The sequence below is a fragment of the Paralcaligenes sp. KSB-10 genome (assembly GCF_021266465.1).
Lineage (GTDB): Bacteria > Pseudomonadota > Gammaproteobacteria > Burkholderiales > Burkholderiaceae_B.
In genome coordinates, this window is the sequence record NZ_CP089848.1 from 572437 (window position 1) to 591706 (window position 19270).

The following is a 19270-nucleotide window of genomic DNA, read 5'->3' on the forward strand; positions in this document are numbered from 1 at the left end:
TCGACGCCGCCGAGTTCTTCCCTGTGACTACATGTCGGATACAGACTGGCCGAGAATACTGCCGTCAATGACGGCTCTTCCGTGCTTCTCGCCAGCGCGCCTTGCCTCCCCCAGTGCATCATATGAAAGACTTCTGGGAAGCGGGAATATCCGGCTATTGAGCATGTCGGGCTCGCTGCCCGCTCGGAAAATTCTTACCGAGACATCATATCCCTGGCCCTTCCACGCCGGCATGCCGTGTTGATCTCTGCTGACGTAGATGTATGTCTGAATCTCGAATCCCTTATGAACGGGAAGGACGGTGGTAAACATAGTAAGCCTCTTTGGTGTGTCGCACATTGTAAAAATCAATGTTGCTGCCACCCTTGGTCATGAGAGTGTCGGGAATCGTTCATATGGCCGTCAGGCCTGTGTTCCTGAGTCACCCCATTGCCGCGATGGCCGTCATTTCGGTCTCCACGGTAGCCGCCACCGGGTCCCCATACACATCCCGAGAGCGCGGCCGTAAGAACAGCAAGGCAAGTATAGATAAAAATACGCATATCATTCTCCGATCTAAATCGAAGACATCATCCCTCCAAATGAGATACCCGTCTGTACGCTACAGAACAATGGCTGTTAAGCCCAATGACAATGCTGCTCGCACGCTCGAGCTGGCTCTTTTGAATGTGCGTTGTCGAACAGACGATCGCCCATTCTTTCTTTAGCATGAAAAGTATTCAGCGGTATGCGATATATCTATATCAATGGCTCTTTGAGCCAACCGCGCCAGATCGTCCTTTGCGGCGAACAAGAGGTATCATCATGAGTAACTTTCGCAAATATATCGTGGGTGTGGCGGCTGTGCTTGTCGTCATGAGCATGGCTGGGTGCGGCGGCATGTCCAGGCGCGGCACAGACACTGTTGTGGGCGCGGGAGTGGGTGGCGTTGCGGGTGCGGTACTGACCGGCGGCAGTCCATTAGGCACAATTGGTGGAGCTGCCGTGGGCGGGATTGTCGGAAACCAGGTGGGAAGGTAGTCGCCTGCTGCCGCATGCAGATCCGGCAGCAGGCTATCGAACTCCCTTTTCACTACACTGAAGCATTCACTCACACAGACTGTAGCTATGGAGCGTTGATATGCAGGCGATCGCCTTGGATGCATCTTGCGCAAAGTGTTCATGATTAGGCCACTTGGAAGGAAGTGGCCTAATGCATTACAGTTTATGACCTTGTGCCGCTAATCAGGCGCACCAGGACCAGAACAATGGCGACAACGATAAGAATGTGGATGAAACCACCAATCGTGTACGAGGTAACGATCCCAAGCAGCCACAAAACAATAAGAATCACTGCGATCGTATAGAGCATATCAGTCTTTTCCTTCGCAACATTTTTCGAGCAGAGGAACAAGGACGGAGCCACGCCGTACGAAGCGCGTGACTGGCCTCTGGCCAGCGACGCGCATCTGTTACTTACCGGCCTCGTGGCCGACCACACCGCCGATTGCCGCCCCACCTAATGTGCCCAGCGTGCTGCCGCCGGTCAGAACTGCGCCTCCTACAGCGCCTACACCAGCGCCGATGGCTGTATTTTTACCTTGCCTGGACATTCCGCTGCATGCGCCAAGGCTGAGCAGGATTGCCATTACAAATGTACTAACCGCGATTCGTTTCGTTGTTTTCATAGAAACACCTCATTGGTTGATTTGACTTGGCCACGATGAAATTGTGTGCCAACGCGCTTAAACAAGCAAGCGGCGTGCCCCGTGAACTTGATGATAATTGGGCACAATGCTTGCTGACTTCGGATAACCCAATTGTGGCAAGGAGCCGCACCATGAAAAAGAACGATACAGCGTTAGGCAGAAAAAATACGCCTTTTCCTACCAAGCGTGCCAATCCAGGGACTGGCGAAGAATTCGTGGGCAAGCCCGCGCTCAATCCAGACGTAAAGACCAAGACAAAAAAGGAGAAGGCTTTGGACGAAGCCCTGGAGGAAAGCTTTCCGGCCAGCGATCCAGTATCCATCAGCACAAAAAAAGCCACAAAATCAAGCTCCTGAGTAGTGAACAACGCCACGGCACGAAAAAGCGACTGCCGCACTGCATCCCGGGGCTATATCACTATCGGGGTGATCGAGCGGTGCCCTGCAATTCGTCGGCGCGTTTAGCCAGTTCAGCATAAAATTTCGTTACTTTTTCCAATTGGCCGTCATCGAGTTTTTCAATATCGACAAGGCTATTGCTCGCTCCTTTTTGGGAGGCGAGCAACTCATTGAGTTTCAAGTGCAGCGCGACACTATCCTTGTTTTGGCTTTGCTGAATAATAAACACCATCAAGAAGGTAATAATGGTTGTTCCCGTATTGATGACCAATTGCCAGGTTTCCGAATAATGGAATATTGGACCGGTGGCTCCCCACACGACGACTACCAGAAAGGCCAGCCCGAATGCGGCGGGAGAACCTGCCCAACCGGTAACCGAACGGGCGAAGCGGTCAAAAATGATATTTATGCCAAGCCCAGGAGTATCACGGCGTGTTTCCTCGGGGCTGCTCTCGCATTTTTCCTCCCACGTCGATTCTTGTCCATGGGCTACCGCAGGCTTCTCGAGGTAAGGGCCCGCTCCAGGCGTCTGCGCATGCCCCTCTGTTACGGCCGTTTTGCCAGATAAATCAATTTGGTCGTTCATAATATTTCCGTGCAATGCACGCATGATCAGTATGTCGCGATTACACGCTGCCGAAAATTTCAGAAGAAAAGATCAGCCGCGGCATTTGTCGCTGCCCAGACACACGCCGATGACAAGGCCTGCAACCGCGGCAGCTCCCAATAGGCCCCATATATGGTCGTGCACATATTCGTCTGTGGCATCCGAAGCATCGCGATATCGGTCTTTGGCCAGTTGGTTCCATTGGCTGGCCTGTTGCTGTGCCAACTCAAGCTGCTCTTTCAAACTGGCCCGCGCTTGTTCGATTTCCGCGCCCGTATAGGAAGCCGTAGACCGCAATAGGGCTTCAGTGCCGGCGATCAAGTCTTTCATGTCGAAAACGACACGTTCTTTTTGCCGGTTTATGTTGATGCGATGTTGTTCTGCACTCATGTGTGCTCCTTGTTAAGAACAGAAAAGCACCGAAATGTGCATCGCGGATATCTTTTCTGATTTCTATAACCTGAGCAAGAAACGTGCCTGGCAATTTTCAAAATAATTCCGGCATCTTGCGATTGAATCGCGACAGGAGCCACAGCATATCGTGCGCGGTATTTTTTACACAAACCGGTAATTTTACGGCTTTATATTTGGCGCCGCCGGTGTGCGAGGCGTGTCCCCCGAGCGCCATTGTCTGGCATGGTTATTGCTTATTTTTAATTGTGATTGCACAAAATGCCAGTTTTATGCAAATTCAACCAGCACCGGTAAAGGATCTTGCGGGCATAGCCCCGCCTGTCATTGAAATGGAAGGGCTTGCCATTTATGAAAAATCTCCTGCATCAAGAAAAATTTCTGCTCGTTGCCATCGCGACAGCCGTTATGGGGTATGCCGCCAATACATTTTTCCCCTATGACGGAAAAGTGCTTGCGCTGTTGACGGCCATAGTCCTGATTGCAGCGATTCTGTGTGCGTCCCTAAGCATTGCCTATCATGCGGAGATCATCGCGCAGAAGGTTGGCGACCCCTACGGCACCATGATTCTGACTCTATCGGCCGTGCTGGTCGAGGTTGTAGTGCTGGGCATCATGACTACCAGCATTACATCCAAAACACTGGTGCGCGACAGCATCTATTCGGCGGTAATGCTGGATATCAATGGCATATTGGGAATAGCGGCGCTGATCGGCGGATTCAAGCACGGCGAGCAGTCATATAACGACGATTCGGCGCGCACCTACAGCGCCATGATCTTGACGGCCATGGGAATTTCGATGATGGTTCCGGAGTTTATTGCCAAAGAGGCCTGGCGGGCCTATTCCATCTTTACGATTATCACAATGCTGTTGCTGTATGGTGTGTTCCTGCGCATGCAGGCCGGGCCGCACAGCTATTTCTTTAGCTATAGCTACCCCGACAAGAAGCGGCGCCGGTTGCCGGCTGCGGCCGCCAACATGGGACGCACACATTCGATCGCGATAATGGTGGGAGGAATCGTGGTGGTGGGTGCTTTGGCCGAGTTGCTGCCCAAGGCACTGGAGCAAGGCATCAAGGGAATAAACGTACCTTTGGGAACCATAGCGTTGATCGTTGCCATTATTTCCGCCACCCCCGAGATCCTCACCGCTTTACGCGCTGCACTGGCGGACCGCATGCAATCGGTGGTCAACATCGCAATGGGCGCATCGCTTTCCACTGTGGTTTTGACGGTCCCCTCAATGGAGGCACTGGCGCTATACAGCGGCCAACCATTCCAAATGGCGATGACACCGGTTCAGACAGTCATGACGCTTCTCACTCTTGTCGTCGTGGCGATCAATCTTAATGATGGCCAGACCAATGCCATCGAGGGCATGACGCATTTTGTGCTTTTTGCCACATTCATGATGTTGTTCGCCCTGGGCGTATAAGCCCTTGATTGCATCATTGAAACCTATCGCGACCATGGCGGCGAAGCGGGCATTGTGTATGATACCGCACAGACTGTGTTTCCAATTTATGTAACAGTGCGATATGAGGACGTGGCGATGACTGCCCTGCCCATTATGACTGTTAGGAGATATAAAATGACTTTGGGAACGATTTTTCTGATTATCTTGGTCTTGTTGCTGATCGGTGCAGTTCCACGTTGGCCTCACAGTCGTAGTTGGGGTTACGGTCCCAGCGGCGGCCTTGGCTTGGTGTTGGTGATTGTGATCGTTCTGTTGCTGATGGGCAGAATATAGGAATGCAATCCACGTCGCGGCAGCCAAGCTTTAGACGCGCCGAGCACCAAAGCCTTTGGGCCTGCAGCCCACCATCTGGTTCATCTGTTCCCCATGGTTCAATTCCGTTTTGACGAAGAACAATACTACGTCTCATGTCCAACATAGAATGTAGATAAAGTACGAGACATTCATAACAAGGACAATCAAGCATCTGATTCAGCGGCGCCGGCCAGGCCGGGCGATCGATGCCATTGATCAAAAACAATTATGCTCACTCTTCACGATCCACGCGAAAATCACCTTCTTGCCGCTCTGCCCCCAGAAGAGTACATCCGCCTGCTTCCCAATCTGGAAGTGATATCGATGCCGCTTGGCAACGTGCTATACGAATCCGGCGCGCATATGCGCCACGTCTATTTCCCCACTACTTCGATTGTTTCACTGCTCTATGTCATGGAAAATGGGGCATCGGCTGAAATTGCAGTCGTCGGATACGAAGGCATCGTTGGCGTCTCACTTTTCATGGGTGGCGAAACCACACCAAGCCGGGCCGTTGTCCAAAGCGCCGGTCATGCCTATCGCCTGAAAGGGCAATTCTTGAAGGACGAGTTCTATCGTGCCGGCCCAATGCAGCAGTTATTGTTGCGCTACACCCAATCGCTACTGACGCAAATGGCACAGACCGCGGTATGTAACCGCCATCATTCACTGGACCAACAACTTTGCCGCTGGCTGCTCCTAAGTCTCGACCGCCTTCCTTCCAGCGAGTTGGTCATGACACAAGAACTCATTGCCAACATGCTCGGAGTGCGCCGCGAAGGCGTCACAGAAGCCGCCGGAAATATACAAAGGGCTGGCTTGATCGAATACCGTCGTGGCCGGATCACCGTCCTTGATCGGCCAGGGCTCGAGGCGCGCGCCTGCGAATGCTACCAGGTGGTCAAGAAGGAGTGCGATCGCCTGTTGCCAGGGGGTAATCGCACACTGACTTCAGATTAGGCACAGCATTTCGATAGAAGTATTGCTTACACGCGAGCAGATCAAAAGCAGTCCGGGCTATAACGAAGATAGCCCCTGGATCGAAATTACGAAACCAAACTGCATCAGTTCTACGGAAAAAGGGCTATTGGAACTGAATTTTTATTACAGGTTGGCTCGATCGTAAGGTCGTATTCCCTGCAGCCAGAGCGAATCTGTTGTGCTGGGCCATTTTTTTTTATCGAATCCACGCGCCTGTTTAAGGCGATCCATCTCCACTTGCAAGATCACGAGCCCCTGCTTCGGCTCAAGGGTCAACGCATCCCAAGGCACGGCAAAGAGCTTTTCCCACATACCCAGGAAGCCGCCGAAAGACAGGACTGCGTAGCTCACTTGACCTGTATGCACGTCCAGCATGATTTCCCTGACTTCGCCCAGGTCCTCACCTTTGTGATTATGAACAGAGCTGCCCACCAGCGCGCTGGTGCCCATTAGACTGGGCTCACAAAGAACGCAAACGTCCACGCTGGGGTTGCTCACTCGCGCATTGCTCATGCGATCTGGTTTCTGATATTCGTAAATCATGTCCATCTCCTTCCGATAAAAAGATCAGCGTTTATTTTTGAGATCATTTTTTGAATCGCCAAAGCCAGACTGAACCTTTCCGCCCACTTTCTCAAGTTTGCCTTTTTCTTCAAGAGTTTTAATTCCCAGGATTTTGCCGACGGCCTTTTTGACCTGGCCTCCTGCCTCTTCAGCGCGTCCACTGACTTGATCTTTATTCATGATGAGTTCCTGATAAATAATTTTTACGATAAGTCGGTACGACGTAAAACCCCCATCGACCGCTTCGGCAAGAATGAACGCAAGGCGGCATATTGTCTGTGCGTTATCGAACAATCCGCACCGGCCCTATCCGCGCGCGATTGAGTAAATTACTCATCTGATTAATTAACGTTTCCGAATTTTTCAGAAGAGTGAAAATACCCGCTAACTTGCTTGAACACGCAATGGATTGCTGATATTTTGTACGGAATCGTACAGATCCAGGCCCGCTCGTGTGCTGTTATTTTGTTCGATAGCGCGCATAATGGTTACTGACTACATGCGGACTGCCATAGTGCACTTGCAGTGCGCCCTTCAAGAACTAATTCTGGCAATTGTTGTCTTCTCTTAAAGACCGTTTCAAAATCAAACGAAACGGTTCAAAGCAGTTTTCGGACGCTTGCGGGCAACGACGCAAGCAGGTTCGAGTGCCGGAATAATAATTTACTTCAATAAACTTCCAGGAGATTTTCAATGCAACTTGGCATGATCGGATTGGGGCGCATGGGCAGCGACATGACACGACGCCTGATGAAAAAGGGCCATGAATGCGTTGTGTACGACACCCATGCACACACCGTAAAAAAACTCGAAGATCAAGGCGCCAAGGGAACTGACACACTTGAAAATCTTATTGCCGCGCTGTCCAGGCCGCGAGTGGTCTGGCTGATGCTGCCGGCAGCGGTAGTCGATGGCGAGCTGGAAAAACTGACTCCCCTGCTCGACGCTGAAGACATCGTCATCGATGGCGGAAACTCGTATTACCGCGACGACATTCGCCGCAGCACCGAATTGAAGTCAAGCGGAATCCATTACGTGGATGTTGGAACCAGCGGCGGTGTTTTTGGACTCGAACGAGGCTACTCGCTGATGATAGGCGGGGAAAAACCAATCGTACAACATCTGGCGCCCATTTTTGCGGCGCTTGCTCCGGGGCCCGACACGGTGCCTGTTACCCCAGGCCGCAACCGTGGCGACAGCACGGCCGAACAGGGCTACCTGCATTGCGGGCCGCACGGCGCGGGACACTTCGTCAAAATGGTCCATAACGGCATCGAGTATGGGATGATGGCTGCTTATGCCGAAGGCTTGAACATTTTGCGAAATGCCAACATCGGAACGCGGCCCAGCGATGTCGACGCCGAAACGACGCCGCTGAGAAATCCGGAGTTCTATCAATATGAATTCGATTTGCCCGAAGTGGCGGAAGTCTGGCGACGAGGCAGTGTAATTGGTTCGTGGCTGCTGGATCTTACCGCCAGCGCTCTGCAAAAAGACCCCCAGCTTGCCTCGTTCGAAGGCAGGGTTTCGGATTCCGGCGAAGGACGCTGGACCATCATGGCCGCCATCGACGAAGCGGTGCCGGCCCCGGTCCTGAGCTCCGCCTTGTATGAGCGTTTCAGCTCGCGCAACAATGCGGATTTCGCCGACAAGGTATTGTCTGCCATGCGACACGAGTTCGGAGGCCATGTGGAGAAATCAAACCCGAAAGCCGGAGGCTGAGCATGGTTCCATCAAAGTCGGACGCATTCGTTTTTTTTGGGGCTACCGGCGACCTGGCCTACAAGCAGATTTTCCCCGCGCTGCAGGCCATGATTCGTCACGGGCATCTCGATATACCTGTCATCGGCCTGGGCAAATCTGCCTGGAGCATCGATCAATTCATCGCCCGGGCGCGCGACAGCATTGAAAAACACAGCACGCTGGACAGCGATGCCTTCAATAAGCTCTCGGCGCGGCTCCAATACATCAGCGGCGACTACCTCGACGACGCCACTTACCAGAAGCTGCATGCGGCATTGGGCAAGGCAACGCAGCCTTTGCACTACCTGGCCGTGCCACCCGAACTGTTCGGGACGGTCGTAAAGGGTTTGTCCAAGTCGGGCTGCGCCAAAAATGCCCGTGTGATTGTCGAAAAACCTTTCGGCCGCGACCTCCCTTCGGCACAGGCGCTCAACCGGTTGCTGATGGAATCATTCCCCGCCGAGGCGATATTTCGGGTCGATCATTATCTGGGCAAGGAACCGGTTCAGAATCTTCTTTATTTCCGTTTTGCAAATGCACTGCTCGACCCCATCTGGAATTGCAATCATATAGAAAGCATTCAAATCACCATGGCCGAATCATTTGGCGTGCAGGGGCGTGGAAGCTTTTATGAAAGCGTGGGCGCAATTCGCGATGTAGTACAAAATCATTTACTGCAAGTGGTTTCCCTGCTTGCAACCGATGCGCCTGCCGACAATCACCCCGATGCCATGCGCGACGCCAAATTGCAGGCCTTTCTGGCAATGAGGCCTATCGCGCCTGACGAGGCGGTTCGCGGCCAGTTCAAAGGCTATCTCAAAGAGCCCGGCGTAGCACCCGATTCGCAGACAGAAACGTTCGTTGCTTTGTGTCTGCATATAGACAACGAGCGTTGGTCAGGTGTGCCATTTTATATCCGCGCCGGCAAACAGTTGCCGGTGACGGGAACTGAGGTCATGGTGAAGCTCAAGCGTCCTTCGCACGGTATTTTCGACGCCACAGTGCCCGGGCAGGCGAATTATTTTCGTTTTCGGATCAGCCCCGACGTTCTCATCTCGGTGGGCGCCCGCGTGAAGAAGCCCGGCGAAGCCATGACGGGCCAGGTTGTAGAGCTTGTTGCACACCGCCATCCTTGCGACGAAATGTCGCCGTATGAAAGGTTGCTTGGCGACGCCCTCCAAGGTGATGCATCGCTGTTCGCCCGCTACGACAGCATAGAAGCGGCCTGGCGAACTGTCGCGCCCCTTCTCGGAAACACGGTGCCGCTCGAGGAATACGAACCGCAGACCTGGGGCCCGCCTCTGGCACGGCAGATGATCCGGGATGACGAAGGCTGGCATAACCCCGCATCGACGGAGGAAAATGATGGTAAGGTCGGCTGAACTGATTTTCCTGCTTGACGTCGATAACACGCTGCTGGACAACGACCGCCTGCGAGACGATCTCATGCATCATCTTGCCCATGAATTCGGAGCACAGAACCGGGACCGATACAGCGAGATTCTGGAAGACCTGCGATCGGAACTCGGCTATGTGGATTACCTGGGCGCCATGCAACGCTACCGGCTCGCAGACATGAATGATCCGCGGTTATTGCTGATGTCCGAGTTTCTCATGGACTACCCTTTTGCCGATCTGGTATACCCCGGTGCGCTTGACGCTGTTGCACATCTGGGCAACTGGGGCAAGACGGTCATTCTGTCGGATGGCGATGTCATTTTCCAGCCGCGGAAGATCCAGCGTTCCGGACTCTGGAACGCGGTGGAAGGTCGAGTACTGATTTATGTGCACAAAGAACAAATGCTCAATGCTGTCGCACAACGCTATCCTGCCCGGCGCTACGTCATGGTGGATGACAAATTGCGCATTCTTGCGGCCATGAAACAGATCTGGAAAGAGCGCCTTACAACAGTCTTTCCACGCCAGGGCCATTACGCGCTCGACCCCAAGAATATTGCTGAATATCCCCCGGCCGATCTTGCCGTCGAACATATCGGCGACCTGATCAATCACGATTTTTCTGCACTGTGCGATGCGCCTGAACCCGCTCGTGCACGCCAACGAGGTACTCCATGAAAGCGACAACTCAACTACATGAGCTCGGCCAAAGCCTGTGGCTCGACAACATTACCCGGGAATTGCTCAATAGCGGTACGCTGCAACGCTACTGCTCCGAATTTTCGATAACCGGGCTGACGTCGAACCCCACTATTTTCGACCAGGCCATTCGAAATACCGCAGCTTACGACGAAGCCATTCAGCAAAAAGTGAAGGAAGGAAAATCAGGCGAAACCCTGTTTTTTGAACTGGCGCTGGAAGACCTGACACGGGCTGCCGCACTCTTTCGCCCTGCTTATGACGCGAGCAACGGCATCGACGGCTGGGTTTCCCTTGAGGTGTCTCCATTGCTGGCCGACGACGCAGCCGGAACGATCGAAGAAGCCAGGCGCTTGCATGCCCAGGCGCACTGCCCCAATCTGTTCATCAAGATTCCCGGCACTGCGGCAGGCATCCATGCCATTGAAGAGTCGATCTTTGCGGGCATTCCGATCAATGTCACTTTGCTGTTTTCGCGTGAGCAATATATTGCGGCGGCCGATGCATACTGGCGCGGTATTCAACGCAGGATCGATACGGGCCTTGATCCCAAGGTCAATTCCGTAGCGTCGATCTTTGTAAGTCGCTGGGATAAGGCGGTAATCGACAAGGTTCCGCCGGAGCTGCGCAACCGATTGGGTGTAGCCATTGCCCGGCGCAGCTACAAAACTTATTGTGAACGGTTTGCATCTGAAGAATGGCGCAAACTTGCCAAAGCAGGCGCCCTGCCCCAGCGTCTGCTATGGGCCAGCACCGGCACAAAAGACCCGCAATTCCCGGATACGTTTTACATCGAGGCATTGGCTGCGCCGAACACCATCAATACCATGCCGGAAAATACATTGCATGCCTTTGCCGAACATGGTGAGTTGGCGGGCGCCATGCAGGAAGACGGCGGCGATGCCGAGTCGGTGCTGGCCAAGTTTTCGCAAGCAGGTGTGGATGTGACGGCGCTTGCCGCCCAGCTTCAGACCGAGGGCGCACAGTCTTTCAGCAAATCCTGGAGCGACCTGATGGCGGTCCTTGCATCCAAAAGTACGGATTTGGATAAGCCTGCCAACCGGAAATCGGGAGGCCATTCATGAACCAGCCTGTTGTCCATTCACGGCCGCCGCTGACCCAAGGCCCGGCATGGGAAGCACTGCATGCGCATTATCAAAAAACGCGCACGCTGCATCTGCGGCAGTTGTTCAACGACGATCCGCAGCGTGGCGAGCGCTTTGCCGTCGAAGCCTGCGGGCTTTACCTAGATTATTCCAAAAATCGCATCACCGCTGAGACGATCGGACTTCTCCTGCAGTTGGCCGAAGAATGCAAGCTTGGCGAACGCATCAAAGCCATGTTCACTGGCCAGAAAATCAACGTGACCGAGCGGCGCGCGGTGCTGCACACGGCGCTGCGCGCTCCCAAAGAAGAACGGATCATGCTCGATGGCATCGACGTTGTCGCGGAAGTGCACGCGGTCCTCGAAAAAATGGCCGATTTCACGCACAAGATTCATAACAAAGAATGGCTGGGCTACACCGGCTTGCCGATTCGCAATGTCATCAATATTGGTATCGGCGGATCCGATCTCGGACCGGTCATGGCTTACGAGGCGCTGCGCTACTATAGCCGGCGTGAAATGACCTTCCATTTCGTGTCGAATATAGACGGCACCGATTTCATAGAAGCCACGCGCGACCTGAACCCCGAAGAAACCCTGTTTATTATCTGCTCGAAAACATTCAAGACACTCGAGACGCTGACCAATGCGCATACGGCTCGCGAATGGGTTTTGAGCAAGATGGGCGATGAGCGTGCAATAGCGCAGCATTTTGTTGCTGTTTCGACCAATGCCGAAGGTGTTGCCAAATTTGGAATTGACGCCAGGCATATGTTTGGCTTGTGGGACTGGGACGGCGGGCGCTACTCCATGGATTCGGCCATTGGCCTGTCCACCATGCTTGCCATTGGGCCAGAGAATTTTCAGGCCATGCTCTCTGGCTACCGTGCCATGGACCAACATTTCCGCAGCACGCCATTCAGCCGGAACCTGCCGGTCCTGATGGGTCTGCTTGCCGTCTGGCACAACAATTTCCTTGACGCGCAGACAGTAGCGGTGCTGCCTTATGAACAATACTTGAAACGCTTTCCGGCGTACCTTCAACAATTGACGATGGAAAGCAACGGCAAGCACGTTACGCTCGATGGCACTAAAGTCGATTATCAAACAGGGCCGGTATATTGGGGCGAGCCCGGCACCAACGGCCAGCATTCCTTCTACCAGCTTATCCATCAGGGCACCAGGTTGGTTCCCTGCGATTTTATCGGCTTTTGCCAGGCTTTGAATCCCCTGGAGCATCATCACGACCTGCTGATGGCCAATCTGTTCGCGCAGACCGAGGCCTTGGCATTCGGTAAAACGGAAGAAGAAGTCAAAGCCGAAGGGACACCCGATTGGCTGGTGCCCCATCGTGTTTTCGAAGGCAACCGCCCCACCAACACCCTGCTTGCCGAACGGCTGACTCCCGAAACACTGGGATGCCTGGTGGCTCTGTACGAGCATAGCGTCTTCACGCAAGGCGCTATCTGGAATATAGATTCGTTCGACCAATGGGGTGTGGAATTGGGCAAGGCATTGGCCGAGCGAACCATCCCCGAACTGGAAAGTCCACAGGAACCGAAGCTTTCGCATGACAGTTCAAGCAACGCCCTGATTCGGCGCTATCGCAGGCTTAAGAAACGCTAGAAGACAGAGCGGCGGTTTCCGCCATCCGGCATTACCCTGTGATGCCGACTTTTTAGAGTTTATGAAAGGATCCATCATGAACAGAGGTTACAACAAGCCGCTATATCTGCTGCCCTTCGATCACCGCCAATCCTACGTAACCGGCATGTTCAAGTTTGAACCGCCGCTTGGACAGCAAGAACACGATGCCGTAGCCGACAGCAAGCAACTGATTTATGAAGGCTTCCGGCAAGCGCTGACGCAGGGCGTGCCGTCCAACTATGCGGCGCTTCTGGTCGACGAAGAATTTGGTTCGGCCGTGTTGCGCGATGCCTTGAAGCACGGTTACGCCACCGCCTTATCTGTCGAAAAAAGCGGTGTCGATGAATTTGAATTTGAATACGGCAACGATTACGCGAGCCACATCGAAACCTTCAAGCCTGTTTTCGCGAAAATCCTGGTGCGCTACAACCCGGAAGGAGACGAGGCGCTCAACCGGCGCCAGACCACCCGGATCCGACAACTTTCCGAATACTGTCAGAGCGCGCAACAATTGTTCATGTTCGAATTATTGGTGCCGGCGACCCCTGCGCAGATCGATCGCACAGGAAAAGACAAGAATGCCTATGACGTACAGCTTCGCCCCGAACTGATGCGACAGTCCATCGAAGCTTTACAGGACGCCGGCATCGAACCCGATGTCTGGAAAATTGAAGGGCTCGATCGCCGCCAGGATTGTGAGCGGATCGTACAAAGCGTGCGCAGAAACGGGCGTGACGATGTGTGCTGCATCGTGCTGGGGCGTGGCGCGGATGAATCGAAAGTGGCGGCTTGGCTAAAGACCGCGGCCACGGTACCCGGTTTCACCGGCTTTGCCGTGGGACGCACCAGTTTTTGGGATGCCGTCGCCGATTACCGGGCCGGCAAGTCAAATCGGCACGACGCCCGTGCGCGAATAGCCTCCCGCTATAGCGAGTGGGTACATATATTCGAGCAGGCGCGCAGCGGCCAGCCTAGTTGAAATCAGAATAACCGGATGCCGCGGTATCCGATTGGAGCAAACCATAATGGAACAGGCACACCTCGATCAGCTTTGCATCAATACCCTGCGTACGCTATCTATCGATGCGGTACAGAAGGCACAATCAGGCCATCCAGGCACGCCGATGGATGCCGCGCCGACCGCCTATTGCTTATGGCAGCGCTTTCTGAAATATGATCCGCAGGACCCGGGCTGGCCAAACCGCGACCGCTTCGTACTGTCGGCCGGCCATGCCTGCGCTTTGCTCTACAGCCTGTTGCATCTGTCCGGCGTCAAAGCCGGCAGCCCCAGTTATCCGCCCGGCGACCGTCTTGCGGTCACGCTCGATGATCTGATGACTTTTCGCCAGGCCGGCAGCCGATGCACGGGCCATCCGGAACACGGTTGGACCTCGGGCGTGGAAACCACCACCGGCCCGCTCGGCCAGGGAGCCGCCACCAGTGTCGGCATGGCTATTGCGGAACGCTGGCTGGCAGCTACCTATAACCGCCCCGGCTACGATCTGTTCAACCATAATGTCTACGCCTTGTGCAGCGACGGCGACATCATGGAAGGGGTCTGCAGCGAAGCTGCCTCGCTGGCGGCGCATCTGAAACTATCCAATCTATGCTGGATATACGACGACAATCACATTTCCATTGAGGGCTCGACCAGCCTTACTTTTACAGAAGATGTGGCGGCCAGGTTTATCGCCTATGGATGGAACGTGGCAAGGGTGAGCGATGCAAACGACCTGGCCGCGCTGTCTGCGGGCTACCAGGCTTTTCTGGATACGCACGACCGCCCTACTCTTATCGTGGTTCAAAGCCACATCGGCTACGGAGCGCCACATAAGCAAGACACACGCGAGGCGCACGGCGAACCGCTCGGCGCCGAGGAGGTGCGGCTGGCCAAGGAATTCTACGGCTGCAATCCCGATGCCCAGTTCGACATTCCGGAAGGCGTGGTTGCACATTTCAACGCGCATTTGGGCCGGCGCGGTCTTGGAGAACGCACGGCCTGGGAAGCATTGTTTTCCGCCTATCGGACTCAATACCCGGATCTTGCCGACCAAATCCAGCAGATGCAACAGCGCGACCTGCCAGCCGGCTGGGATGCCGCCCTACCCACATTCGCGGCAGATGAAAAGGGTGTCGCAACACGCGATTCGTCCGGGCAGGTACTGAACGCCATTGCAGCCAGAATGCCTTGGCTGCTTGGCGGTTCGGCGGATCTGTCGCCATCGACAAAAACCAATCTGAAGTTTGAGTTCGCGGGCGATTTCCAGGAGCCAGGGCATGAACAGAATGCCAGTTATCGGGGCCGCAACTTTCATTTCGGCCTTCGCGAGCATGCGATGTGCGCCATAGGCAACGGCATGAGCCTGTCGAAAGTAAGGCCTTATGTTTCCAGCTTTCTCATTTTCACCGACTACTGCCGTGCGGCCCTCCGGCTTAGCGCAATGATGGAGCTCCCGCTTATTTCCATCTGGACGCACGATTCCATCAGTCTGGGCGAAGACGGACCCACTCATCAACCCATCGAGCAGCTTGCGTCGCTGCGCGCCATGCCGGGCATGTTGCTGCTGCGACCCGCCGATGCCAACGAAGTCGTGCAAGCATGGCGAGTCATCATGCAGCTCAAAGACACTCCAGTTTGCCTGGTACTGACGCGGCAATCGGTTCCCACCCTGGACCGTTCGAAATACGCAAGCGCAAGCGGCGTGGCACTGGGCGCCTATACCGTTGCCGATTCGCCCGACGGCAAGCCGGATGTCCTGCTGCTGGGCACCGGCAGTGAGGTGGCCCTTTGCGTCAGCGCATACGAGCAACTGGCTGCCGAGGGCATCAAGGCGCGCGTCGTCAGCATGCCGTCGTGGCAGCTATTCGAAAAGCAGCCACAGGAATATCGAGACAAGATATTGCCACCCGGGATCCGCGCTCGCGTGGCTGTCGAAGAAGCTTCTGTTTTTGGCTGGGAGCGCTACACAGGCTTCGATGGTGCCATTCTCGGCATGCATACGTTCGGCATGTCCGCGCCCATGAAAGCCGTGACGCAGCATTTCGGATTCGAGCCGGCACATGTCGTTGCCGCAGCCAAGGCACAGATGGCGCACCACTCATCATAGATCGGCAATCCGCAAGCAAGGTGAAAAAATGAAACAGGTAAACAATACAGTCACCCAAATAAGCCCCTTGGCAGGAAAGCCGGCGCCCGCGGCCTTGCTGGTCAATGTCGCCAAGCTCGTCACAGCCTATTACAGTGATGCCCCCGACCCCGCCAACCCTCTGCAACAGGTGGCATTTGGCACCTCCGGCCACCGAGGTTCGGCTTTCGACAGAACATTCAACGAAATGCACGTTCTGGCAATCAGCCAGGCTATCTGCCTGTATCGCAAGAAACAGGGCATCGATGGCCCCCTATTCGTAGGTATCGACACCCATGCACTGTCCGAGCCGGCCTTTGCCAGCGCGCTGGAAGTGCTGGCCGCCAATGGCGTCGAAGTGATGATGGCTGCCCACGGCGAATACACACCGACTCCTGCCGTTTCCCATGCGATTCTGACCTACAACAAGAAGCGCAAAACAGGCCTGGCCGATGGCATTGTCATTACGCCGTCGCATAACCCGCCCGACAATGGGGGGTTCAAGTACAACCCGCCCAACGGTGGGCCGGCGGATACCGATGTAACGGGGTGGATCGAAAAAAAGGCCAATGAAATCCTTAAGAGCGGCTTGCGGAACATACAGCGCATTTCTTTCGAGAAGGCGTTGCGCGCGCCGACCACCCATCAATACGATTTTCTGAACACCTACGTCAACGATCTCGACACTGTGATCGATATGGGCGCGATTCGCGGCGCCCGCGTACGCATGGGCGTGGACCCGCTGGGCGGCGCCGGCGTCCACTACTGGGCGGCCATTGCAGCGCGCTACAAGCTGGACCTGACCGTAGTCAACGAGGCCGTGGACTCCACATTCCGCTTCATGACGGTTGATTGGGATGGCAAGATTCGCATGGACCCCTCTTCCTCCTACGCGATGCAAAGCCTGATTGGCATGAAGGATCGTTTCGACATATCCTTCGCATGCGATACCGACCACGACCGGCACGGAATCGTCACGCACAGCAGCGGCCTGCTGCCGCCCAATCACTATTTGTCGGTGGCGATACATTACCTGTTCCAGAATCGGCCCGAATGGAGCAAGCACGCTGCCATCGGAAAAACGGTGGTAAGCAGCCAGATGATCGATAGGGTAAGCGCCAAACTGGGGCGAAAACTGATCGAGGTGCCTGTGGGGTTTAAATGGTTTGCCGCGGGCCTGCTGGACGGATCGCTGGGCTTTGGCGGCGAAGAAAGCGCCGGCGCATCTTTCCTGCGGCGTAATGGCAGCGTCTGGACCACGGACAAGGATGGCCTTGTCCCGGCTCTGCTGTCGGCCGAAATAACGGCCCAGACCGGCCATGATCCTGGTGAAATCTATCACAATCTGACGCGCGAACTCGGCGACCCCGCCACCGACCGGATTCAGGCAGCCGCAACTCCGGCACAGAAAGATAAATTATCGAAACTCTCTCCGCAGCAAGTGAAATCCACGACACTGGCGGGAGAGCCTGTTCAGGCCATCCTCACCCAGGCGCCCGGCAATGGCGCCGCGATCGGCGGCCTGAAGGTGGTCAGCGAGCACGGATGGTTTGCCGCTCGGCCTTCAGGGACCGAAGACATCTACAAAATATATGCCGAAAGCTTTCGCGGAAAGGATCATTTGCGCAGCATTCTGGCGGAAGCACAGACTATCGTGGATCAGGCCCTAGGATGAAAGCCATCCTCCGCCGAATCCAGCACGCCGCAGGCCGCTGCTGAGGTAGGGGCATTGCTTCATCCACTGCCACAGCAGGCCGGTTCGATAGTTTTCGATCATCAGGACGATGGGCCCCTGATTCAGCCCATAATGCCACGGCGACACCCAACTGTACGGATTGCTGGTTTTTTCGGGATGAGTCAGATTGAATGTGGCCTTGAAACCGTAGGGGTTGGCATTTTTCAACTTCACTTCATGAATAAAGTGATCGATCGCCGGCAATACAATTTCGGGCGCAAAAGGCAATGACGCAACCACCGCCCATGGGGCTACTGTGCCGTCATCGGGGCCAAAGGGAACACCGCGCCCGATGTAGTCATAGAACTGGCGCACAATCCCATTGATCTTCAGCGAATCAGGCCCCGGGCCGTCACTGGCGGTGATACCCCAGCAACATTCGCCATAACCGTTGAATTTGAGCGGGTTGTCGATAGCGTAACGCTGCTGGACATATGTCGCGCGTCGGCTATTCTCGAAATAATCGATGCCCTTGGCACGCATGAATGCGTCCTGGATGCCGCGAAAATCGACCCAGATATGCGAAAGCTGATGCGTGAATAATGGCCCGGCATAAAGGTAGTCGATGCCGTAGCTATGTTTCCACTCATAAGTAGAGGCCCACGCCGCATAGCTGCCTTCGGATAAGGGATATGTCGGTGAACCCAAGCCGAGTATGTAAAGCAGCAGCGCTTCGTCGTAACCTTCCCAGCGGTATTTAATGAAACCGCTCTCCGGCTTCCAGCCGTGAGTGACCGTATCGCCGCCGTTTTGCGCCCAGTGCCAGTCGGCCCGCCGGTAAAGCTCATCGGCAAGCTTTCTGATTTCCTGCTCATCGACAGCATCGCCACGGAAATAAACGCCGGCGGTCAAGGCACCAGCCAACAGAAAGGCAGTATCCACCGTCGAAAGCTCACACTGCCACGCACGCCGTCCGGTTTGCATATCCAGGAAATGATAATAAAACCCCTGGTAGCCTGTCGCATCGGGTTCCGGGCCTTGTGGGCTGTTCCAAAAAAAACGCAGTGTTGCGAGCGTACGTTCGATCGCCGCCTTGCGTGACATGAATCCGCACTCCACGCCCACCGGGTAGGCCGTCAATGCGAGGCCAGTGGCCGCAATGCTGGCTGGCCAGCCAGGTGCTGTTTTATCGATCACCAAACCGTTTTCCGGGTTGGCTTCGTGCAAAAAATAAGCGAAAGTTTCGTGCTGCAGCAGGCGCAATTCAGCGTCGGTGGACAGTTTCATATAGCTTGCTCCCGTACATTCAGACAAATGGAATTCGCATTACATAGTAATCGAGCAGCACAGTCGTGCCTATCTTTGATAACCGTGCCAAGTATGGAGCCGGGGTTGCTGGCAATAAGGGAGCTATCGGTGTTACTCTGTTTTCAGGAGTCGGGAAAAGGGAGCAACA

General features: G+C 54.8%; 21 protein-coding genes. 13 read left to right on the forward strand and 8 right to left on the reverse strand.

Features of this window, described 5'->3' with window-relative positions; all coding sequences use genetic code 11:
- Nucleotides 1–27: 27 nt before the first annotated feature.
- Nucleotides 28–312 (reverse strand): hypothetical protein, encoded by a 285-nt coding sequence (locus tag LSG25_RS02660; RefSeq protein WP_232743174.1) that lies wholly within the window; start codon nt 310–312, stop codon nt 28–30.
- A 543-nt stretch (nt 313–855) separates the two neighbouring features.
- On the opposite strand from LSG25_RS02660, the gene LSG25_RS02665 reads away from it, so the two are divergent.
- Nucleotides 856–1020 carry a glycine zipper 2TM domain-containing protein gene (locus tag LSG25_RS02665; protein ID WP_370635988.1) on the forward strand — a complete coding sequence of 55 codons (165 nt, stop codon included), beginning with the start codon at nt 856–858 and terminating at the stop codon, nt 1018–1020.
- A 184-nt stretch (nt 1021–1204) separates the two neighbouring features.
- On the opposite strand, the gene LSG25_RS02670 is transcribed toward LSG25_RS02665, so the two are convergent.
- Together LSG25_RS02670 and LSG25_RS02675 are read right to left on the reverse strand one after the other, a co-directional pair.
- A complete protein-coding gene (locus LSG25_RS02670) occupies nt 1205–1351 on the reverse strand; it encodes a lmo0937 family membrane protein (protein ID WP_232743176.1) in 147 nt (48 codons plus the stop codon).
- A gap of 100 nt (nt 1352–1451) precedes the next feature.
- Nucleotides 1452–1667, reverse strand: coding sequence for a glycine zipper 2TM domain-containing protein (locus LSG25_RS02675; protein WP_232743177.1), 216 nt, complete (start codon nt 1665–1667; stop codon nt 1452–1454).
- A gap of 152 nt (nt 1668–1819) precedes the next feature.
- Here LSG25_RS02675 and LSG25_RS02680 point away from each other — a divergent pair, with 152 nt between their 5' ends.
- The gene (locus tag LSG25_RS02680; protein ID WP_232743178.1) at nt 1820–2044 is read left to right on the forward strand and encodes a hypothetical protein; all 225 of its coding nucleotides are present in this window, start codon (nt 1820–1822) and stop codon (nt 2042–2044) included.
- Nucleotides 2045–2105: 61 nt separating this feature from the next.
- On the opposite strand, the gene LSG25_RS02685 is transcribed toward LSG25_RS02680, so the two are convergent.
- Together LSG25_RS02685 and LSG25_RS02690 are read right to left on the reverse strand one after the other, a co-directional pair.
- Nucleotides 2106–2495, reverse strand: a complete 390-nt coding sequence (locus LSG25_RS02685) for a low affinity iron permease family protein (RefSeq protein ID WP_232744541.1) — start codon at nt 2493–2495, stop codon at nt 2106–2108.
- 249 nt (nt 2496–2744) lie between these two features.
- Nucleotides 2745–3083 carry a YqjD family protein gene (locus LSG25_RS02690; protein WP_232743179.1) on the reverse strand — a complete coding sequence of 113 codons (339 nt, stop codon included), beginning with the start codon at nt 3081–3083 and terminating at the stop codon, nt 2745–2747.
- Nucleotides 3084–3455: 372 nt separating this feature from the next.
- On the opposite strand from LSG25_RS02690, the gene LSG25_RS02695 reads away from it, so the two are divergent.
- The 3 genes from LSG25_RS02695 to LSG25_RS02705 all read left to right on the forward strand — a co-directional run bounded on the left by LSG25_RS02695 (nt 3456) and on the right by LSG25_RS02705 (nt 5837).
- The gene (locus LSG25_RS02695; RefSeq protein ID WP_232743180.1) at nt 3456–4541 is read left to right on the forward strand and encodes a calcium:proton antiporter; all 1086 of its coding nucleotides are present in this window, start codon (nt 3456–3458) and stop codon (nt 4539–4541) included.
- 156 nt (nt 4542–4697) lie between these two features.
- A complete protein-coding gene (locus LSG25_RS02700) occupies nt 4698–4856 on the forward strand; it encodes a DUF3309 family protein (protein ID WP_232743181.1) in 159 nt (52 codons plus the stop codon).
- A gap of 249 nt (nt 4857–5105) precedes the next feature.
- Nucleotides 5106–5837 carry a Crp/Fnr family transcriptional regulator gene (locus LSG25_RS02705; protein WP_232743182.1) on the forward strand — a complete coding sequence of 244 codons (732 nt, stop codon included), beginning with the start codon at nt 5106–5108 and terminating at the stop codon, nt 5835–5837.
- Nucleotides 5838–5981: 144 nt separating this feature from the next.
- On the opposite strand, the gene LSG25_RS02710 is transcribed toward LSG25_RS02705, so the two are convergent.
- Together LSG25_RS02710 and LSG25_RS02715 are read right to left on the reverse strand one after the other, a co-directional pair.
- On the reverse strand, nt 5982–6401 hold the full coding sequence (locus tag LSG25_RS02710) for a PRC-barrel domain-containing protein (protein WP_232743183.1): 420 nt from the start codon (nt 6399–6401) through the stop codon (nt 5982–5984).
- Between the two features lie 24 nt (nt 6402–6425).
- Nucleotides 6426–6602 carry a CsbD family protein gene (locus tag LSG25_RS02715; RefSeq protein ID WP_232743184.1) on the reverse strand — a complete coding sequence of 59 codons (177 nt, stop codon included), beginning with the start codon at nt 6600–6602 and terminating at the stop codon, nt 6426–6428.
- A 513-nt stretch (nt 6603–7115) separates the two neighbouring features.
- Between LSG25_RS02715 and gnd the strand changes: the two genes are divergently transcribed.
- From gnd to pgm, 8 genes are all read left to right on the forward strand, one after another.
- Nucleotides 7116–8144: a phosphogluconate dehydrogenase (NAD(+)-dependent, decarboxylating) gene (gnd, locus tag LSG25_RS02720; RefSeq protein WP_232743185.1), complete on the forward strand. Its 1029-nt coding sequence runs from the start codon at nt 7116–7118 to the stop codon at nt 8142–8144.
- Nucleotides 8145–8146: 2 nt separating this feature from the next.
- Entirely contained in the window at nt 8147–9547 is a 1401-nt protein-coding gene (gene zwf, locus LSG25_RS02725; RefSeq protein ID WP_232743186.1) for a glucose-6-phosphate dehydrogenase, read from the forward strand.
- Nucleotides 9528–10241, forward strand: coding sequence for an HAD family hydrolase (locus tag LSG25_RS02730; protein ID WP_232743187.1), 714 nt, complete (start codon nt 9528–9530; stop codon nt 10239–10241). The genes zwf and LSG25_RS02730 overlap by 20 nt, the downstream gene beginning before the upstream one ends.
- Entirely contained in the window at nt 10238–11347 is a 1110-nt protein-coding gene (gene tal / locus LSG25_RS02735) for a transaldolase (RefSeq protein WP_232743188.1), read from the forward strand. Before LSG25_RS02730 ends, tal begins: the two co-directional genes overlap by 4 nt.
- Nucleotides 11344–12993 (forward strand): glucose-6-phosphate isomerase, encoded by a 1650-nt coding sequence (pgi, locus tag LSG25_RS02740; RefSeq protein WP_232743189.1) that lies wholly within the window; start codon nt 11344–11346, stop codon nt 12991–12993. The genes tal and pgi overlap by 4 nt, the downstream gene beginning before the upstream one ends.
- A gap of 61 nt (nt 12994–13054) precedes the next feature.
- Complete coding sequence (locus LSG25_RS02745) at nt 13055–13993, forward strand: 2-deoxy-5-keto-D-gluconate 6-phosphate aldolase domain-containing protein (protein ID WP_255696622.1); 939 nt, start codon at nt 13055–13057, stop codon at nt 13991–13993.
- Between the two features lie 43 nt (nt 13994–14036).
- Nucleotides 14037–16121, forward strand: a complete 2085-nt coding sequence (gene tkt, locus LSG25_RS02750; protein WP_370635989.1) for a transketolase — start codon at nt 14037–14039, stop codon at nt 16119–16121.
- 28 nt (nt 16122–16149) lie between these two features.
- Nucleotides 16150–17814 carry a phosphoglucomutase (alpha-D-glucose-1,6-bisphosphate-dependent) gene (gene pgm / locus LSG25_RS02755; RefSeq protein ID WP_232743192.1) on the forward strand — a complete coding sequence of 555 codons (1665 nt, stop codon included), beginning with the start codon at nt 16150–16152 and terminating at the stop codon, nt 17812–17814.
- On the opposite strand, the gene LSG25_RS02760 is transcribed toward pgm, so the two are convergent.
- A complete protein-coding gene (locus tag LSG25_RS02760; RefSeq protein ID WP_232743193.1) occupies nt 17806–19101 on the reverse strand; it encodes a glucoamylase family protein in 1296 nt (431 codons plus the stop codon). The genes pgm and LSG25_RS02760 overlap by 9 nt on opposite strands.
- Nucleotides 19102–19270 lie beyond the last annotated feature (169 nt).